The 17708-nt window shown below is 70.6% G+C and carries 17 protein-coding genes, 1 pseudogene and 1 riboswitch; of the genes and pseudogenes, 15 read left to right on the plus strand and 3 right to left on the minus strand.

The features are described 5' to 3' along the window. The first annotated feature begins 164 nt into the window (after positions 1–164). Positions 165–1007 carry an RNA polymerase sigma factor WhiG gene (gene whiG / locus AB0E91_RS26190; protein ID WP_018544770.1) on the plus strand — a complete coding sequence of 281 codons (843 nt, stop codon included), beginning with the start codon at positions 165–167 and terminating at the stop codon, positions 1005–1007. A gap of 64 nt (positions 1008–1071) precedes the next feature. After that, the gene (locus tag AB0E91_RS26195) at positions 1072–1629 is read left to right on the plus strand and encodes a helix-turn-helix domain-containing protein (RefSeq protein ID WP_361106416.1); all 558 of its coding nucleotides are present in this window, start codon (positions 1072–1074) and stop codon (positions 1627–1629) included. A gap of 12 nt (positions 1630–1641) precedes the next feature. Here the strand turns inward: AB0E91_RS26195 and AB0E91_RS26200 are convergent, their stop codons facing one another. After that, on the minus strand, positions 1642–2208 hold the full coding sequence (locus tag AB0E91_RS26200; RefSeq protein ID WP_361786917.1) for a M23 family metallopeptidase: 567 nt from the start codon (positions 2206–2208) through the stop codon (positions 1642–1644). 294 nt (positions 2209–2502) lie between these two features. On the opposite strand from AB0E91_RS26200, the gene rpsB reads away from it, so the two are divergent. From rpsB to AB0E91_RS26230, 6 genes are all read left to right on the plus strand, one after another. Then, positions 2503–3384 (plus strand): 30S ribosomal protein S2, encoded by an 882-nt coding sequence (gene rpsB / locus AB0E91_RS26205; protein ID WP_161180522.1) that lies wholly within the window; start codon positions 2503–2505, stop codon positions 3382–3384. A gap of 149 nt (positions 3385–3533) precedes the next feature. Continuing rightward, complete coding sequence (gene tsf, locus AB0E91_RS26210) at positions 3534–4370, plus strand: translation elongation factor Ts (RefSeq protein WP_161180523.1); 837 nt, start codon at positions 3534–3536, stop codon at positions 4368–4370. A 188-nt stretch (positions 4371–4558) separates the two neighbouring features. Then, the gene (gene pyrH, locus AB0E91_RS26215) at positions 4559–5317 is read left to right on the plus strand and encodes a UMP kinase (RefSeq protein ID WP_361786607.1); all 759 of its coding nucleotides are present in this window, start codon (positions 4559–4561) and stop codon (positions 5315–5317) included. 179 nt (positions 5318–5496) lie between these two features. Next, complete coding sequence (gene frr, locus AB0E91_RS26220; RefSeq protein WP_361786610.1) at positions 5497–6054, plus strand: ribosome recycling factor; 558 nt, start codon at positions 5497–5499, stop codon at positions 6052–6054. After that, a complete protein-coding gene (locus tag AB0E91_RS26225; protein WP_361786613.1) occupies positions 6054–7076 on the plus strand; it encodes a phosphatidate cytidylyltransferase in 1023 nt (340 codons plus the stop codon). The genes frr and AB0E91_RS26225 overlap by 1 nt, the downstream gene beginning before the upstream one ends. Before the next feature lie 121 nt (positions 7077–7197). Further along, complete coding sequence (locus AB0E91_RS26230; RefSeq protein ID WP_361786616.1) at positions 7198–9204, plus strand: PE-PGRS family protein; 2007 nt, start codon at positions 7198–7200, stop codon at positions 9202–9204. Positions 9205–9228: 24 nt separating this feature from the next. Here AB0E91_RS26230 and AB0E91_RS26235 read toward each other — a convergent pair whose 3' ends face one another. Further along, entirely contained in the window at positions 9229–9969 is a 741-nt protein-coding gene (locus AB0E91_RS26235; RefSeq protein ID WP_361786932.1) for a hypothetical protein, read from the minus strand. Between the two features lie 81 nt (positions 9970–10050). Between AB0E91_RS26235 and AB0E91_RS26240 the strand changes: the two are divergent. The 7 genes and pseudogenes from AB0E91_RS26240 to AB0E91_RS26270 form a co-directional block, all read left to right on the plus strand. Beyond that, positions 10051–10201 (plus strand): annotated as a pseudogene (locus AB0E91_RS26240) (XRE family transcriptional regulator); the annotation flags it as partial. A 2-nt stretch (positions 10202–10203) separates the two neighbouring features. Beyond that, positions 10204–10674 (plus strand): NUDIX domain-containing protein, encoded by a 471-nt coding sequence (locus tag AB0E91_RS26245; protein WP_361786619.1) that lies wholly within the window; start codon positions 10204–10206, stop codon positions 10672–10674. Positions 10675–10856: 182 nt separating this feature from the next. Next, positions 10857–11345 carry a hypothetical protein gene (locus AB0E91_RS26250; protein WP_361786622.1) on the plus strand — a complete coding sequence of 163 codons (489 nt, stop codon included), beginning with the start codon at positions 10857–10859 and terminating at the stop codon, positions 11343–11345. 329 nt (positions 11346–11674) lie between these two features. Next, entirely contained in the window at positions 11675–12781 is a 1107-nt protein-coding gene (gene rlmN / locus AB0E91_RS26255) for a 23S rRNA (adenine(2503)-C(2))-methyltransferase RlmN (RefSeq protein WP_361786625.1), read from the plus strand. A gap of 58 nt (positions 12782–12839) precedes the next feature. Further along, positions 12840–12947: riboswitch (TPP riboswitch) on the plus strand. Between the two features lie 82 nt (positions 12948–13029). After that, on the plus strand, positions 13030–14121 hold the full coding sequence (locus AB0E91_RS26260) for a thiamine ABC transporter substrate-binding protein (RefSeq protein ID WP_361786628.1): 1092 nt from the start codon (positions 13030–13032) through the stop codon (positions 14119–14121). Positions 14122–14177: 56 nt separating this feature from the next. Next, the gene (locus AB0E91_RS26265) at positions 14178–15779 is read left to right on the plus strand and encodes an iron ABC transporter permease (RefSeq protein WP_361786920.1); all 1602 of its coding nucleotides are present in this window, start codon (positions 14178–14180) and stop codon (positions 15777–15779) included. Beyond that, positions 15779–16801 carry an ABC transporter ATP-binding protein gene (locus AB0E91_RS26270; protein WP_361786631.1) on the plus strand — a complete coding sequence of 341 codons (1023 nt, stop codon included), beginning with the start codon at positions 15779–15781 and terminating at the stop codon, positions 16799–16801. Before AB0E91_RS26265 ends, AB0E91_RS26270 begins: the two co-directional genes overlap by 1 nt. Positions 16802–16921: 120 nt before the next feature. On the opposite strand, the gene AB0E91_RS26275 is transcribed toward AB0E91_RS26270, so the two are convergent. Further along, positions 16922–17632 (minus strand): LAETG motif-containing sortase-dependent surface protein, encoded by a 711-nt coding sequence (locus AB0E91_RS26275; protein WP_361786634.1) that lies wholly within the window; start codon positions 17630–17632, stop codon positions 16922–16924. Positions 17633–17708 lie beyond the last annotated feature (76 nt).

Below are 17708 nucleotides of genomic sequence, written 5' to 3' on the forward strand. Positions count from 1 at the left end.
CGAGGGTTCGGGCGACGATCGCGCGACCCCGCACCGGTCCGGCATCCAACCCGGGTGACCCACCCCGCCCGTCTCCGCACGACCCGCACCCCACCCGCCCCCGCACAGCCCGCACCTCCTTCGCACCGCACGGCACTTCACGGCAGAACGGCACTAGGCGACGAATGCCCCAGCACACCTCCGGGTCCGACCGGGCGGCGATCCCCCCAGCCGCCCGCGACGGTGGCAGCGCGCGGCCGCCCGCTCCCTCGACACTCGACGAGCTGTGGCGGTCGTACAAGGCGACGGGGGACGACCGGCTGCGGGAACAGCTGATCCTGCACTACTCGCCGCTGGTCAAGTACGTGGCCGGCCGGGTGAGCGTCGGACTGCCGCCCAACGTCGAGCAGGCGGACTTCGTCTCCTCCGGGGTGTTCGGGCTGATCGACGCGATCGAGAAGTTCGACATCGACCGCGAGATCAAGTTCGAGACCTACGCGATCACCCGCATCCGGGGCGCGATGATCGACGAACTGCGGGCGCTGGACTGGATTCCCCGCTCGGTCCGGCAGAAGGCGCGCAACGTCGAGCGCGCCTACGCCACCCTGGAGGCGCGGCTGCGGCGGACACCGAGCGAGGGGGAGGTCGCCGCCGAACTGGGCGTGGAGGTCGAGGAGCTGCACGCCGTCTTCAGCCAGCTCTCCCTGGCCAACGTGGTCGCCCTGGAGGAGTTGCTGCACGTCGGCGGCGAGGGCGGCGACCGGCTCAGCCTCATGGACACCCTGGAGGACACCGCCGCCGACAACCCGGTGGAGGTGGCCGAGGACCGCGAGCTGCGCCGGTTCCTGGCGCGGGCGATCAACACGCTGCCCGACCGGGAGAAGACCGTGGTCACGCTGTACTACTACGAGGGGCTCACCCTCGCCGAGATCGGCAACGTCCTCGGTGTCACCGAGAGCCGGGTCAGCCAGATCCACACCAAGTCGGTGCTCCAGCTGAGGGCCAAGCTGGCGAGCTTCGGACGCTGACGATCTCCCCACCGCGGCGGCGGGTCCGTAAAGTGGTGGGGTGCCAAGGATTCGAGCGGCCTCCGTGGCCGAGCACCGGTCGATGCAGCGAGCTGCCCTGCTGGACGCGGCTCGGACGCTGCTGTCCGAGGGCGGCACGGAGGCGCTGACCTTCCCCGCCCTGGCCGAGCGCACGGGACTCGCGCGCTCGTCGGTGTACGAATACTTCCGGTCGCGGGCCGCCGTGGTCGAGGAGCTGTGCGAGGTCGACTTCCCCGTCTGGGCGGCCGAGGTCGAGGCCGCGATGGCCGACGAGCCGTCCGCCGAGGGCAAGGTCGAGGCGTATGTCCGCCGGCAGCTCGCGCTGGTCGGGGACCGGCGGCACAGAGCCGTGGTGGCGATCTCCGCGAGCGAACTCGACGCGGGGGCACGGGAGAAGATCCGCGCCGCGCACGGCGGCCTCGTCGCGATGATCGTCGAGGCGCTCGCCGACCTGGGCCACGCCCAGCCCCGCCTCGCCGCGATGCTGCTCCAGGGCGTCGTGGACGCGGCCGTCCGCCGTATCGAACTGGGCGCGGCCGAGGACCCGGAGGCGATCACGGACGCCGCGGTGACGATGGCGCTGCGCGGCGTACGGGGCTGAGGCCCGGCCCCGTCACGGGGGCACCGGCACCCCCAGTACCGGCAGCAGTCTCGACGGACCCCGGTCCAGCAGCCAGGGCGGCAGCAGCTCCAGCGGATCGAGGTAGGTCTTCCCGCGCAGCAGGCCCCAGTGCACGCATGTCCGCGCGCAGTGCGCCCCGGCCGCCGGTTCGACCGTCCCCACCACGTCCCCCGCCCCCACCTCCGCGCCCTTCTTCACCGACGGCGCGACCGGCTCGTACGTCGTCCGCAGGTCCGTACCCGCAAGCTCCACCGCGACGACGCCCCTCCCGGCCACCCGGCCCGCGTACGACACCCGGCCGGGCGCCACCGCCCGCACCGGTGCGCCCGCCTTCGCGTCCAGGTCGACACCCCGGTGGCCCGGGCCGTAGACGGAAGCGGGTGGCTCCCAGCCGCGCAGCACGGCGGGGCGGGTGCCCACCGGCCACGTCCGGGCGGCCTTCGGGACCGGCGCACCCGCGTCCGACGGCGGCCGGGGAACCGGTTCCGGGGCGTCCGCCCAGGCCGCCGGGCTGAGCGCGGCCAGGACCGAACCCAGGGTCAAAACCACCCACAACATCACGTATCGCGGTGCTCGTCGCATGGGAGAACCCTCCCGCGCCCCGGCCGATCATGGCGCGAACCGTGGACGGCCGCCCGGTTGTGGACAGGGGCGTCACCCGGTGCCCTGCCCGTCCCGTACACTTCTTACGGCGATCCGGGTCACCGGGTCGACTTCGCACGCCCCGGTACGAGGCCGGTCACCCGACTCGTATCAGCGCCCCTCGGTCCTTCGCGGCTGGGCGCACGCGGGCGTCAGGCGCGACCGCCGTCCGGCGGACGCGGCACAACCGAGAATCTCAAGGAGATGGCCATGGCCGTCGTCACGATGCGGGAGCTGCTGGAGAGCGGCGTCCACTTCGGTCACCAGACCCGTCGCTGGAACCCGAAGATGAAGCGCTTCATCTTCACCGAGCGCAACGGCATCTACATCATCGACCTGCTCCAGTCGCTGTCGTACATCGACCGCGCCTACGAGTTCGTCAAGGAGACCGTCGCCCACGGCGGCACGGTCATGTTCGTCGGCACGAAGAAGCAGGCGCAGGAGGCCATCGCCGAGCAGGCCACCCGCGTCGGGATGCCCTACGTCAACCAGCGCTGGCTGGGCGGCATGCTCACCAACTTCTCGACCGTCTACAAGCGTCTGCAGCGCCTCAAGGAGCTCGAGCAGATCGACTTCGAGGACGTCGCCGCCTCCGGTCTGACCAAGAAGGAGCTGCTGGTCCTCTCCCGCGAGAAGGCCAAGCTCGAGAAGACCCTCGGTGGTATCCGCGAGATGCAGAAGGTGCCCAGCGCCGTCTGGATCGTGGACACCAAGAAGGAGCACATCGCGGTCGGCGAGGCCCGGAAGCTCAACATCCCGGTCGTCGCCATCCTCGACACCAACTGCGACCCCGACGAGGTCGACTACAAGATCCCGGGCAACGACGACGCGATCCGCTCCGTCACCCTGCTCACCCGCGTGATCGCCGACGCCGTCGCCGAGGGCCTCATCTCCCGCTCGCGCGTCGCCACCGGTGACAAGGGCGAGAAGGCCGCGGCCGAGCCGCTGGCCGAGTGGGAGCGCGACCTGCTCGAGGGCGAGAAGAAGGACGAGGCCGTCGAGGCCGCCGCCGAGACCCCCGCCCCCGACGCCAAGGTCTCCGAGGCCGTCGAGGAGGCCGCCGCCGAGGTGGCCGAGGGCGAGCAGGCCTGACACCCACGGTGCTGACGGTGGGGGTGGCATGAACCCCGCCCCCGCCGCTCACCCGTAGGCCGACATGACGCCCGCGATCCGGCCCCTGCCGATCGCGGGCCCGTGCGGATCTCCGATCTTTCAAGACCTCCAGAAAGACTCACAGACTCATGGCGAACTACACCGCCGCCGACGTCAAGAAGCTCCGTGAGCTCACCGGCGCCGGCATGATGGACTGCAAGAAGGCTCTGGACGAGGCCGAGGGCAACGTCGAGAAGGCCGTCGAGGCGCTGCGCATCAAGGGCCAGAAGGGCGTCGCCAAGCGCGAGGGCCGCTCCGCCGAGAACGGCGCCGTGGTCTCCATCATCGCCGACGACAACTCCGCCGGCGTCATCGTCGAGCTGAAGTGCGAGACGGACTTCGTCGCCAAGGGCGAGAAGTTCCAGGCCGTGGCCAACACCATCGCCGAGCACATCGCCAAGACCAACCCGGCCGACCTCGAGGCGCTGCTCGCCTCCGAGATCGAGCCCGGCAAGACCGTCCAGGCGTTCGTGGACGAGGCCAACGCCAACCTCGGCGAGAAGATCGTCCTGGACCGCTTCGCGCAGTTCACCGACGGCTTCGTGACCGCGTACATGCACCGCACGATGCCCGACCTGCCCCCGCAGATCGGTGTCCTCGTCGAGCTGGACAAGCCGAACGCCGACGTCGCCAAGGGCATCGCCCAGCACATCGCCGCGTTCGCGCCGAAGTACCTCTCCAAGGACGAGATCCCGGCCGAGGTCGTCGAGACCGAGCGTCGCGTCGCCGAGGAGACCACCCGCGCCGAGGGCAAGCCCGAGGCCGCGATCGCCAAGATCGTCGAGGGTCGTCTGAACGGCTTCTTCAAGGACGCCACGCTGCTCGGCCAGCCGTACGCCCTGGACAACAAGAAGTCCGTCCAGAAGGTCCTGGACGAGGCCGGTGTCACCCTGAAGCGCTTCTCGCGCATCAAGGTCGGCATCTGAGTCCGTACCGCGCTCGACGCGAGACCCGGATAGGGTCGACAGCAGTCGTCCGCGTACACCGCCGGCCGGGCGTGTGACGGACGGCAGCAGATCTGACGAGGAGGCCATTGCCGCGCAAGGGAGCGAGAAGCGACCCCACCGGCAATGGCCTTCTTCGTATGTGCACCACGTGAAAGACGGGATTCCCCATGACCACCAAGGCCCAGAAGAGCGACGAAGGCAAAGTAAGCGGCCGGTTTCTGCTGAAGCTGTCCGGAGAGGCCTTCTCCGGCGGCGGGGGCCTCGGCGTGGACCCGGACGTGGTGCACAAGATCGCCCGTGAGATCGCTTCCGTCGTGCGCGACGGCGCCGAGATCGCGGTCGTCATCGGCGGCGGCAACTTCTTCCGCGGCGCCGAGCTGCAGCAGCGCGGCATGGACCGCGCCCGCTCGGACTACATGGGCATGCTCGGCACCGTCATGAACTGCCTCGCCCTCCAGGACTTCCTGGAGAAGGAGGGCATCGACAGCCGCGTGCAGACCGCCATCACCATGGGCCAGGTCGCCGAGCCGTACATCCCGCTGCGCGCCGTGCGCCACCTGGAGAAGGGCCGCGTGGTCATCTTCGGCGCCGGCATGGGTATGCCGTACTTCTCCACCGACACCACCGCCGCCCAGCGCGCCCTCGAGATCGACGCCGAGGCGCTCCTCATGGGCAAGAACGGTGTGGACGGGGTCTACGACTCCGACCCCAAGACCAACCCCGACGCCGTCAAGTTCGACGCGCTCGGCTACGGCGAGGTCATCACCCGCGACCTCAAGGTCGCCGACGCCACCGCCATCACCCTGTGCCGGGACAACCGCCTTCCGATCCTCGTGTTCGAGCTCCTCGCCGAGGGCAATATCGCGCGGGCCGTCAAGGGTGAGAAGATCGGCACGCTCGTGGGCGACCAGGGCAGCCGGGACTGACCGGCACTCCCCGCCCAGCGGTGCGACTTGTCCGGGTGCCGGACCGGACGCACCCTGGCCGGGGGATGGACAATGTCCTGCCGGTGGGGAACCGTGCAGGAAGCAGACGCGACGCAGCCGGCCGCCGCCCGATCGGGGAACCGCAGCCGGGCCTCACTCAAGACACGCAGGAGCAAGTGGTGATCGAAGAGACCCTCCTCGAAGCCGAGGAGAAGATGGAGAAGGCCGTCGTGGTCGCCAAGGAGGACTTCGCCGCGATCCGCACCGGGCGTGCGCACCCGGCGATGTTCAACAAGATCGTGGCCGACTACTACGGGGCCCCGACGCCGATCAACCAGCTGGCCTCGTTCTCCGTGCCGGAGCCGCGCATGGCCGTTGTGACGCCGTTCGACAAGACCGCGCTGCGCAACATCGAGCAGGCCATCCGCGACTCGGACCTGGGCGTCAACCCCAGCAACGACGGCAACATCATCCGTGTGGTGTTCCCCGAGCTGACCGAGGAGCGTCGCCGCGACTACATCAAGGTCGCCAAGCACAAGGCCGAGGACTCCAAGGTCTCGATCCGCTCCGTGCGCCGCAAGGCCAAGGACGCCATCGACAAGCTGATCAAGGACGGCGAGGTCGGCGAGGACGAGGGCCGCCGCGCGGAGAAGGAACTCGACGACCTGACCGCGAAGTACGTCGCGCAGGTGGACGAGCTTCTCAAGCACAAGGAAGCGGAGCTGCTCGAAGTCTGATGAGCGACTCTTCCTGGGGGGCGCCGCCGCAGGCGGGGCAGGCCGGCTACTGGGGGCCCACCGGCGGTGGGCCCGCCCAGGGGGCTGCCCCGGCGGGTCCGGCGTACGACGGGGCGTTCGCCCCGCAGCACGGCAGCCCGTATCCGAGCCTTTCGCAGAATCCGGAGCCCATGCCCGACTCCCCGCAGCCGGCGCCCGCGCCGCAGAAGAAGAGCGCGGGCCGTGACCTGAGCGCGGCCATAGGGGTCGGCGTCGGGCTCGGCGCGGTGATCATCGCGTCCCTGTTCGTCGTCAAGGCCGTCTTCGTCGGCGTGGTCGCGGTCGCGGTGGTCGTCGGGCTCTGGGAGCTGACGAGCAGGCTCCGCGAGCGCAAGGAGATCAACGCGCCGCTCGTGCCGCTCGCGGTGGGCGGCGCGGCCATGGTCGTCGCCGGGTACGCGCGCGGTGCCGAGGGCGCCTGGGTCGCCATGGCGCTCACCGCGCTCGCGGTCCTGGTCTGGCGCATGACGCAGCCGCCGGAGAACTACCTCAAGGACGTCACGGCGGGTGTCTTCGCCGCGTTCTACGTGCCGTTCCTGGCCACGTTCGTCGCGATGCTGCTCACCGCCCACGACGGGGCCTGGCGGGTGCTGACCTTCCTGCTCCTGACGGTGGTCAGCGACACCGGCGCCTACGCGGTCGGCTGGCGCTTCGGCAAGAAGAAGCTCGCCCCGCGCATCAGCCCCGGCAAGACCCGCGAGGGCCTGGTCGGCGCGGTGCTGTTCGCCATGGTCGCGGGCGCGCTGTGCATGCAGTTCCTGATCGACGGCGGCGCCTGGTGGCAGGGCCTGGTGCTCGGCCTCGCGGTCGCCGTGAGCGCCACGCTGGGCGACCTCGGCGAGTCCATGATCAAGCGGGACCTCGGCATCAAGGACATGGGCACCCTGCTCCCCGGCCACGGGGGCATCATGGACCGCCTGGACTCCCTCCTGCCGACGGCTCCGGTGGTGTGGCTGCTGATGGTGGCGTTCGTGGGGTCCTGAACCCCGGCTTTCGGTCCTCGGGCCCCGTTCTGCTACGGCAGGGCGGGGCCCGACGGCGTTCATGGGGAGCGCCGCTGAAATCACCGGCGTCGCCGCCCCCGCATGGACGATGATGATCCACATGACGGGTGGGGATGACGAGCTGACCGCGCTGCTGCGTCGCGCGGGGCTGGAGATCGTCGGGCATGGACGGGTGCGCGAGGCGAGGCCGGTGTCGGCCGCCTGGCGGCCGGTGATCACGGGGAACAGGCGGCCCACGGCCGCCGTCCCGAGCGATTACCCCGACCTGGTGGTGGAGGTGAACCGGCAATGGCACCGGCTCGCGACCGAGCACGCGGTGGTCGACGCGAACGGCGAGTTCCTGATCAGCCTCGCCGGTCAGGACTGCACGTGCTGTGGACACTCCCGCTGGATGAGGGTGCGGTTGCCGGAGGGGGCGGACCTCGCCGGGGTGCTGGGTTCCGAGCCGGGCCGGCCCGAGTTCGTCGCCATGTCCGTGGACGAGGAGAGCGTCCTCGGGACCACCGTCGAGGGGGACGCGGTGTGGCTCGTCGCCGTCGACGGGTTCCCCGTCTGGCTGGAGGCGTCGGCGAAGGCGCGGGTCTCGGAAAGCGCCGAGGAGCGGGAGGCCGGCTGGGAAGCGGTGTCGCGGTGGACGACCGCCTCGCCGTGGCTGCGCCGGGAATGGCTCGACGGGCTGGCCAAGAACCCCGCCGCACCCGCTTCCGTACTGCGGCGACTGCTCGACGCCGGTCCCGACGAGCGGGTGCCCTATGCGCTGGTTCACCGGGAACTCCCGGACGAGGTCGTCGAAGCGTGGATCGCCCATCCCGAGTGGCGTGTCCGCGGCTTGCTGGCGGAGCGCTGGTCGCTGACCGCCGAGCAGCGCGCCCGGCTCTTCCTGGACTCCGACCCGCACCACAGGTGGCTCGTGCTGACGACTCTCGCGGACTACCGGGTGACGCTGACGGACGCCACCAACGACCAGCTCGCCGCCGATCCGAGTCCGCGTGTCCGCGCCGAGCTCTCCCGCCTGCCCGCCCTCCCGGCGCGTCATCTGGCCAAGCTGGCCGCCGACCCCGACACCGAAGTGCGCCGGGCCGCGGTCGCGCCTGCCTGGCCGCACCTGGACGCCACGGCACGCGAGGCCCTGCTGGCGGACCCGGACCTCGGGGTACGTCGGAGAGCCGTCTTCCGGCATCACCAGTCCACGCCCTTGTCGGAGGCCGACTTCGATCAGCTGCCCAGCGACGGGGACCGGGAACAGGCCGCGGAGACGTGCGTCCTGGACCGGAACCTGGCCGAAGCGCTGGCCCACGGCTCCGACAGCGGACTGCGCGGCGCACTGGCACGCAATCCGGGTCTCGCCCCCGACCTGGTGAAGCTCCTCGCCGAAGACGCGGACCCCGCCGTCCGGTGGCAGATATCCCTCCGCCCCGATCTCACCGAGGAGGAGCGCTCCCGCATACCGGTCGAGTTCGATCCCAAGGCGCGCTGCCGTGCGCTCGACTGGGTCCGGGATCTGCACGACGACGAGGCCGCCATGCGCCGCCTCGCCACCTCCGCGCACCCGCTGGTTCGCCGGAGCGTCGCGTGCGCGAAGACCCTGCCGACGGACGTGGCCGGACAGCTCGCGCGGGACGAGGACTTCGTCGTACGGCTGTTCCTCGCCGAGAACTGCGCCCAGGCCCCGGCCGAGGTACTGCTGGAGATGTGGGCGACCTGGAACGGCTACTCCTCCGCGCGCATGATCGAGCACCCCAACTTCCCCCGGCAGGACACCCTCCGGTACGCGGAGGACACCAACCCCTCCCTGCGGACGCTCGCCCTCTACGACCCGGACTCGACGGGGGAACTGGTGGAACGGCTCAGCCGGGACCCCGACAACGGAGTCCGCTGGCGTGCGCTCCGCGACGAGCGCCTCTCCTCCGCATCCGTCGTCCGCCTGCTCGACGACCCCCAGGAGTGGATCAGAAAGAGCGCGACAGCCGACCGGCGCGTGCCCGTACGCGTCCTGTCCCCCCTCCTCAAGGAGATCGACACGGCCGCCTCCGCCGCCGAGAACCCCGCGATCCCCGAGGCCGTGATGCACCACCTGCTCGACCTTGTCCACGGGGAGACGGAGTGAGCGCACGACGCCCCCGGAGGCCTGCTACCCGGCGCTGACCTGCGCGACGACGGAGAAGCGCTGCTCGCACTCCGGGCACGTTGCCTCGCCGAAGGCGTACGTCAGGGCACGCGCGACCTCCTTGTGGCCGTCGGTCGAGGCGAGGTCGTAGAGGCGCCGGCCGAGACCTTGCAGGGTGCGGGGATCGGCCGGATGGAGGGGGAAGGTCTCCAGGGGCTCGGCGCAGGCGTAGTCCTCGGTCGTACTGAACAGGCCCCGCTCTCCGAAGACCACCCACACCGTCGCGCACCCGTCGGGATCGGGGCACTCGAGCTCGTACTCCTCACCGACGACGCCACCGATCAAGTCCTCCGCCCAGTGGATGTCGCCTTCCAGGTTCAGGAGCGCCTCGACCAGATAGCAGTAGTCGTTGCGATCGCGGGTTACCTGCCGCCACCGGTTCGCGGCGTCCCGCATGCGTGCGACCTCCGGCGCGTACCGGTGCCGCAGATTCCGTGTCTCGTACCGCTGGTCGGCCTGGACGAGGAGCGCCCCGGCCAGCTGAAGGGCCGAGGCAGCCACGCCCGCGTCGTCGCCTTGCGCCATGTCGGCCAGCGTGGGCAGCACCAGCGGGTGGGCGACGTCCAGAGAGCCGTTGTGGTAGAGCTCCGTCCAGAGGTCGCTCCAGGCCTGGGCGCTCCCGCTCGTGGCGGCGTGTTCCAGCAACGCACTCAGGCGGTCGGGGGCGGGGTCTTCTGCGCGGGGAGCGGGGGAACTCGTCGTCATCTGCGGTATCCAAGCAGAGGGGGGTGCGGTGAGCGGCTTGAGCGGCTTCCGGGAGGGAACGAGTGGCTCTCAACGATCTGCTCGATCCAACGTGCGGATGACCAGGCGATGGTCAACGCCCATGCCTGGGGTGTGAACGCCTACGGTGCTCCCGTGTGGCGGTCTGTTCGACACCTACGCCAGCAGCTTCGACGCGGTGTGGGAAGCCGCGACGTCGTTACAAGAAAGGTGACCATGGCACGGACCGAGTACTACGACGACCCAGCGGCTCCGGAGCCGAACAGCCTGGTGGTCGCCGCGTCCGCCGTCGTGACCGACGACGAAGGGCGGGTGCTCCTTCAGCGCCGTCGGGACAACGACCTTTGGGCGCTACCTGGCGGCGGCATGGAAATGACCGAGTCGCTCCCAGGAACGGCCGTCCGCGAGATGAAAGAAGAAACCGGTCTGGACGTAGAGATCACCGGGCTCGTGGGTACGTACACCGACCCTCGCCACGTCATCGCCTACTCGGACGGTGAGGTGCGCAGACAGTTCAACGTCTGCTTCACCGCCCGTGTGATCGGGGGCCGGCTCGCCATCTCGGACGAGTCCACGGAGCTGCGGTTCGTTCAGCCGGAGGAGATCGATCAGCTGCCGATGCACCACACGCAGCAGCTCAGGATCCGCCACTTCCTGGAACACCGCGAGCGGCCCTACCTCGGCTGATCGAGACCTGCGCGACAAGCGCACGATGACCGCAACGTCCCCCATCAGGAGCGGACGGACGGGATGAGAGCGGGGGTGAGCGGTGGGTACGGGGATGGCCTCGGTACCTGATCTCGAAATTCGCGGGAACAGTGGTCGGGCCGTCTGCACAGCACGGCCGGTCAAACGTAGGGGTGGGGTGGATGAGCGCAAGCGTGGAGCGCGAGCGCTGGGAGCTGCGGGCCGAAGGCGACGTGGGGCCGCTGCGGTTCGGGATGTCTCCGGCAGAGGTCGCTGAGGCACTGGCGGTCTCCGAGCCGGAGGCACGGGTTGGCGGCCCGTACGGGCAGGAAGACTTCCCAGGCGGCGTGAAGGCGTTTTACGACGTGGGCAGGCTTGCGTGCATCGCGCTGGATGCACTCGCCGGTCCGCAGGTCTTCCTGGCAGGCTTCCCGCTGGCAGGGAGCGATCCGGCGCAGGGCCACCAGTTCCTCTTGGACCACGCCGCCGAGCACGGGAACTGGGTGCTTTACACCCCTGACGCATCGCTCTCCTTGACCGATCTCGGAATCCTCCTGCGTGAGCAGCGGGTCGGGGACGCGCTCCTGACACGCCCGCTCTTCGTGAAGGAGGAGTGGTTGGAGTCGGAGTACTACCGCGACCGCCTTCCGCTGGAAGGTGTCCCAGGCTGAGCGGGGGACGAAGAGTGGTCGTGCCCCATCCGTGCGGGAACGGGCGGGGACTCGCGGGGAAGCGGGGTACGCAGAGGTGCGCGCCGCCGGACCCTGCCGCACGATCCACATAGAGCCAGGGATCGGATAGAGCTACGGATCAGAAGGCGACAGGCGCCGGCCAGTGACGTGCCTCACCTGTGCTTCTGTCGTCGCGGTGGAAATGGCTCGCGGGAGGAGCCGGCGATCACGTGACCAGGCGCTGGCCCGGATCAGCTGGGCCACCAACGACAGTCGTAGTGGGCGACAGCCGCAGGCCACCCCAGTCGATCTGCGACACTGGAACCACCATGCCCAAGCCCGGAGAACTCACTTTCGTCGCGCCGCGCGGAGCCAAGAAGCCGCCGCGGCATCTTGCCGATCTCACGCCTGCCGAGCGCAAGGACGCTGTCGCGGAGGCCGGGGAGAAGCCGTTCCGCGCCAAGCAGCTGTCGCAGCACTACTTCTCCCGGTTCGCGCACGACCCCGAGGAGTGGACGGACATACCGGCCGGTTCCCGGGCCAAGCTCCAGGAGGCGCTGTTTCCGGAGCTGATGTCGGTGGTCAGGCATCTGGCCACGGACCAGGGGACCACCCGTAAGACCCTGTGGCGGCTGTTCGACGGCACGCTCGTGGAGTCGGTGCTGATGCGGTACCCGGACCGGGTGACCATGTGCATCAGCTCGCAGGCGGGGTGCGGGATGAACTGTCCGTTCTGCGCGACGGGGCAGGCGGGGCTCGACCGGAATCTGTCCACCGCCGAGATCGTGCACCAGATCGTGGACGGGATGCGGGCGCTCAGGGACGGGGAAGTGCCCGGTGGGCCCGCTCGGCTCTCCAACATCGTCTTCATGGGCATGGGTGAGCCGCTCGCCAACTACAAGCGGGTTGTCCAGGCCATCCGGGCGCTCACCGACCCCGCCCCTGATGGGCTCGGGCTGTCTCAGCGCGGCATCACCGTGTCGACGGTCGGCCTCGTCCCCGCCATCCACCGCTTCTCGGACGAGGGCCTCAAGTGCCGGCTCGCGATCTCCCTGCACGCCCCCGACGACGAGCTGCGCGACACCCTCGTCCCCGTGAACACGCGGTGGAAGGTGCGCGAGGTGCTGGACGCCGGGTTCGAGTACACGGAGAAGTCGGGCCGCCGGCTGTCCATCGAGTACGCGCTGATCCGGGACATCAACGACCAGGCGTGGCGTGGTGACCGGCTCGGCCGGCTGCTCAAGGGCAGGCCCGTGCACGTCAACCTGATCCCGCTGAACCCCACCCCCGGCTCCAAGTGGACCGCCTCCCGTCCCGAGGACGAGAAGGCGTTCGTGGAGGCCATCGCCGCGCACGGTGTGCCGGTGACCGTGCGGGACACCCGGGGCCAGGAGATCGACGGGGCGTGTGGTCAGCTCGCCGCCACCGAGCGGTAACCTGGGCCGGTCCACATAACGTAATACGGGTATAACTTCATACGCGTCATACATCTGCATATTCCGACAGGGGAGCGCCACAGCGCTGAGAGTGCGGCAATCGGGCCGCAGACCCTCTGAACCTCGCCCAGGTCATTCTGGGTAGGAAGTTCGGTCACCACTCAAGCTGTTGTGCCCTGCCCGGGCTCCGTCCGCGGAGACCGGGCAGGGCCGCGTCTCTTCCTGGCCAGAACCAGGAGGAACATCCAGTGCACACCAAGACCCTCGTGGCCGCGGCGGTCGGCCTCGGCCTGGTCACGCTGTCCGCGTGCGGCTCCACGCACGCCGGCACCGGCACCGGCACCGGGCACGCCGCCGACACCAAGACCGTGACCCTGGTCAGCCACGACTCGTGGGCCGCGTCCAAGAGCGTCATCCAGGACTTCGAGAAGCAGTCCGGCTACAAGGTCCGCGTCCTCAAGGACGGCGACGCCGGTCAGGCCGTCAACAAGGCGATCCTCACCAAGGACCACCCCCAGGGCGACGTCCTGTTCGGCGTCGACAACACCCTGCTCTCCCGCGCCCTCGACAACGGCCTCTTCCAGCCGTACACCGCGAAGGGCCTCGACCAGGTCGACGCCGCCTTCCAGCTGGACGGCGCCAAGCACCGCGTCACGCCCGTCGACTACGGCGACATCTGCGTGAACTACGACAAGGCGTACTTCACCCAGCACAAGCTCACGCCCCCGCAGACCTTCGCGGACCTCGCCGACCCGAAGTACAAGAACCTCCTGGTCACCGAGAACGCCTCCACCTCCTCGCCCGGCCTCGGCTTCCTGCTCGGCAGCGCCGCCCGGTACGGCGACAAGGGCTGGGAGGGCTACTGGAAGAAGCTCAAGGCCAACGGCGTGAAGGTCGTGGACGGCTGGGAGCAGGCCTACTACCAGGAGTTCTCCGGCTCCTCCGAGGGGAAGAAGGCGGGCGGCGACCGTCCGCTCGTCGTCTCCTACGCCTCCTCGCCGCCCGCCGAGGTCATCTACGCCACGAAGCGGCCCACGACCGCCCCGACCGGCGTCTCCGAGGGCACCTGCTTCCGCCAGACCGAGTTCGCCGGACTGCTCGGCCACGCGAAGAACCCCAAGGGCGGCAAGGCGTTCCTCGACTTCCTGCTGTCGAAGGAGTTCCAGCAGGACATGCCGCTGAACATGTTCGTGTACCCGGTGGTCAAGGGCACCAAGGTCCCCGCCGAGTTCACCGAGTACGGCCCCGCCGCCAAGGACCCGGAGACCATGGCGCCCGGCCGGATCGCCGCCAACCGCGACCAGTGGGTCAGCTCGTGGACGTCGCTCGTACTGAAGTAGCCGTGCGGCGGGCAGCCACGCGGCGCACCCGCGCGAACGCGGCCCGGCTCGGTCTCATGGCCGTGCCGGCCGCGTTCTTCGCGGTGTTCTTCGCGTGGCCCGTCGCCGCGATCGTGCTGCGCGGCCTGAGGGCGGACGGCACCTGGCACCTCGGCCGGATCGCGGACGTGCTCGTCCGCCCCGACATCCGCCATGTGCTGTGGTTCACCACCTGGCAGGCGCTCGCCTCCACCGCGCTCACCCTGCTCATCGCGCTGCCCGCCGCCTACGTCTTCGCCCGGCTCGACTTCCCCGGCAAACAGGTGCTGCGGGCCGTCATCACCGTGCCGTTCGTGCTCCCGACCGTGGTCGTCGGCACCGCCTTCCTGGCCCTCGTCGGCCACGGGGGACTGCTCGACGAGCTGTGGGGCGTACGCCTGGACACCACGGTCTGGGCGATCCTGCTCGCGCACGTCTTCTTCAACTACGCCGTGGTCGTCCGGACCGTCGGCGGCCTGTGGGCCCAGCTCGATCCGCGCCAGGAGGAGGCGGCCCGGATGCTCGGCGCGTCCCCGCTGCGCGCCTGGCGGCAGGTCACCCTGCCCGCGCTCGCGCCCGCCGTGGCCGCCGCCGCGCTGATGGTCTTCCTGTTCACCTTCACCTCCTTCGGCGTGGTGCAGATCCTCGGCGGGCCCACCTTCTCCACCCTGGAGGTGGAGATCTACCGGCAGACCTCCGAGGTCTTCGACCTCACCACCGCCGCCGTTCTCACCCTGCTCCAGTTCGCGGCGGTCGGCGCCATCCTCGCCGTGCACGCCTGGACCGTACGGCGGCGCGAGAGCACCCTGCGTCTGGTGGACGCCTCGGTCACCACCCGCCGCCCGCGCGGCGCCGGACAGCGGGCGCTGCTCGCCGGGGTCCTCGCCACCGTCGCCCTGCTCCTGGTCCTGCCGCTCGCCGTGCTCGTCCGCCGCTCCCTGGACGCGCCCGGCTTCGCCTACTACCGCGCGCTGACCGACGCCGACGGCGGTACGTTCCTGACGGCGCCGCTGAACGCGGTGTGGACCTCGCTGGAGTACGCGGTCGCCGCCACCGCCATCGCCCTGGCCGTCGGTGGACTTGCCGCGGCCGCGCTGGCCCGGCGGGACGCGGGACGGCTGGTGCGCGGGTTCGACGCGCTGCTGATGCTGCCGCTCGGCGTCTCCGCCGTGACCGTCGGCTTCGGCTTCCTGATCGCCCTGGACCGGCCGCCGCTGGACCTGCGCGAGTCGTGGATCCTCGTCCCGCTCGCCCAGGCCCTGGTCGGCGCCCCCTTCGTCGTACGGACCATGCTGCCCGTGCTGCGCGCGGTGGACGTACGACTGCGGGAGGCGGCCTCCGTGCTCGGGGCCTCGCCCTGGCGGGTGTGGCGGGAGGTCGATCTGCCGCTCGTGCGCCGGGCGTTGCTGGTCGCGGCCGGGTTCGCGTTCGCCGTGTCCCTGGGCGAGTTCGGGGCGACCGTCTTCATCGCGCGCCCCGACAATCCGACCCTGCCCGTCGCGGTGGCCCGGCTGCTGAGCCGCCCCGGGGAGCTGAACTACGGCCAGGCGATGGCCCTTTCCACGATTCTCATGGTTGTCTGCGCGGCTGCCCTGCTCCTCCTGGAGCGGGCCCGCGTGGACCGGACGGGGGAGTTCTGATGCTGCTGAGCCTTCGGGAGGCGACCGTACGCCTCGGCGGGCGGCCCGTGCTGGACGGCGTGGACCTCGACGTGGCCGAGCACGAGGTGGTGTGCGTGCTCGGACCGAGCGGCAGCGGCAAGTCCACCCTGCTCAGGACGGTCGCCGGACTCCAACCGCTCGACACCGGACGGGTGTTGCTCGACGGCCGCGACCAGGCGGACGTGCCCGCGCACCGGCGGGGTGTGGGGCTGATGTTCCAGGACCACCAGCTCTTCCCGCAGCGGGACGTGGGCGGCAACGTCGCCTTCGGACCTCGTATGCACGGGGCCTCCAAGTCCGAACGGGACGCTGAGGTACGCGAGTTGCTGGAGCTGGTCGGGCTGCCCGGCGCCGAACGGCGGGCGGTGGCCGGGCTGTCCGGCGGCGAGCAACAGCGGGTCGCGCTGGCGCGGGCCCTCGCGCCCCGGCCCCGGCTGCTGATGCTGGACGAGCCGCTCGGCCAGCTCGACCGCTCGCTGCGCGAACGCCTGGTGGTCGAACTCCGCGAACTCTTCGGCCGGTTGGGCACCACCGTGCTCGCCGTCACGCACGACCAGGGCGAGGCGTTCGCCCTCGCCGACCGGGTGGTGGTGATGCGGGACGGACGGATCGCCCAGTCCGGTACGCCACTTGAGGTGTGGAAGCGGCCCGCCGACGCGTTCGTGGCCCGCTTCCTCGGCTTCGACAACGTGGTGGCGGCGACCGTCACCGACGCGGTCGCGGACACCCCGTGGGGCAAGCTGCCGGTGCCGGAGGGCTCGCCCCAGGGCGGCCGCGAACTGCTCGTACGGCCCGCCGGAGTCCGGCTCGTGACGGAGGACGCGGGGCTGCCGTGCACGGTGGCCGCGCGCACCTTCAAGGGCACCCATGTGTCGGTGCGGCTGCGGCCCCGCGACGGCGGGCCTCTCCTGGAGGCGGCCTGCGCGCTGGCCGACGCGCCGGAGACCGGGGCCGGGACCGGCGTGGTGTTCGACGCGGCGGACGTGGTCGTCCTCGGCTGACCGCGACCGGAGGCGCGACGCGGCCAGAGGCGCCACGCGTCCGGAAACGCGACCGCGGCCCGCCCCCGTGGATTCGGGGGCGGGCCGCGGTCGTGAAGCGGTGGTGGGTGAAGCCCGGCGTCAGCTGCCGGTCTTCGCGCCACGGCGGCGCATGCCGAAGTACACGGCGCCGCCGCCGACGACCACGAGGGCGCCCGCGACACCGGCGATCAGGCCGGTGTTGGAGTTGGCACCGGTCTCGGCGAGGTTCGAGTCACCGATCGCCGCGGACGGCGCGTTGCTCGGGACGGCGGAGGCCGGGGCCACGGCGCCGCTGCTCTCGGACGCCGAGTCGGACGGGGAGACGCTCTCCTCGGCCGGCTTGGTCACCGACGGGGACGGCTTGGCGGTCTCGGAGACGGACGCGCCCGGGGCGGGGGTCTCCTCCTTGGCGCACGCCGTGGCCGGGGTGGTCAGGTTGGGCTTGATGTCCTTGTTCGCGATGAACTTGGGCACGTTGACGCTGATGCGGTAGACCGCACCGGGCTTCCAGTCCTCTTCGAAGGTGATCTGGGCGCCCTCCCGGGTGCCGGTCACCTCCTGCTCGCCGATCTTCTTCTCGTCGGCGCCGTTGTTCTCCAGGTACACCGTGACGGTGGCCTTCTGGCCGGAGAAGTCCTTGTCGGTGACGACGATGGAGCCCTTGCCACCGTTGCAGACGGCCTCGGCCGAGAACTCGCTGATGTTGCACGCGAGGGCCTGGCCGGAGACGCCCAGGACCAGCGCGGCAGACGCGGAGGCAAGACCCAGGATGCGCACGGAGCGGCGTGCGTTGCGGCGGGATATGGACAAGTCTTGTCCTTTGCTGAGTGCAGAACTGCGGGGGGTAGTGGAGGAGTTGGGGCGGGGTGAGGCACAGCCCCGGCAC

The sequence above is a fragment of the Streptomyces sp. NPDC026659 genome, from assembly GCF_040638245.1.
Taxonomy (GTDB): domain Bacteria; phylum Actinomycetota; class Actinomycetes; order Streptomycetales; family Streptomycetaceae; genus Streptomyces.

Excerpts from the sequence above, each read along its gene's own strand:
- pyrH (WP_361786607.1), top strand. The coding sequence starts at position 4,559 with ATGACCACCAAGGCCCAGAAGAGCGACGAAGGCAAAGTAAGCGGCCGG.
- AB0E91_RS26270 (WP_361786631.1), top strand. The coding sequence starts at position 15,779 with ATGCTGCTGAGCCTTCGGGAGGCGACCGTACGCCTCGGCGGGCGGCCC.
- AB0E91_RS26235 (WP_361786932.1), bottom strand. The coding sequence starts at position 9,969 with ATGACGACGAGTTCCCCCGCTCCCCGCGCAGAAGACCCCGCCCCCGAC.
- AB0E91_RS26200 (WP_361786917.1), bottom strand. The coding sequence starts at position 2,208 with ATGTTGTGGGTGGTTTTGACCCTGGGTTCGGTCCTGGCCGCGCTCAGC.
- AB0E91_RS26265 (WP_361786920.1), top strand. The coding sequence starts at position 14,178 with ATGGCCGTGCCGGCCGCGTTCTTCGCGGTGTTCTTCGCGTGGCCCGTC.
- whiG (WP_018544770.1), top strand. The coding sequence starts at position 165 with ATGCCCCAGCACACCTCCGGGTCCGACCGGGCGGCGATCCCCCCAGCC.
- AB0E91_RS26245 (WP_361786619.1), top strand. The coding sequence starts at position 10,204 with ATGGCACGGACCGAGTACTACGACGACCCAGCGGCTCCGGAGCCGAAC.
- rlmN (WP_361786625.1), top strand. The coding sequence starts at position 11,675 with ATGCCCAAGCCCGGAGAACTCACTTTCGTCGCGCCGCGCGGAGCCAAG.
- AB0E91_RS26230 (WP_361786616.1), top strand. The coding sequence starts at position 7,198 with ATGACGGGTGGGGATGACGAGCTGACCGCGCTGCTGCGTCGCGCGGGG.
- rpsB (WP_161180522.1), top strand. The coding sequence starts at position 2,503 with ATGGCCGTCGTCACGATGCGGGAGCTGCTGGAGAGCGGCGTCCACTTC.
- AB0E91_RS26225 (WP_361786613.1), top strand. The coding sequence starts at position 6,054 with ATGAGCGACTCTTCCTGGGGGGCGCCGCCGCAGGCGGGGCAGGCCGGC.
- tsf (WP_161180523.1), top strand. The coding sequence starts at position 3,534 with ATGGCGAACTACACCGCCGCCGACGTCAAGAAGCTCCGTGAGCTCACC.
- AB0E91_RS26250 (WP_361786622.1), top strand. The coding sequence starts at position 10,857 with ATGAGCGCAAGCGTGGAGCGCGAGCGCTGGGAGCTGCGGGCCGAAGGC.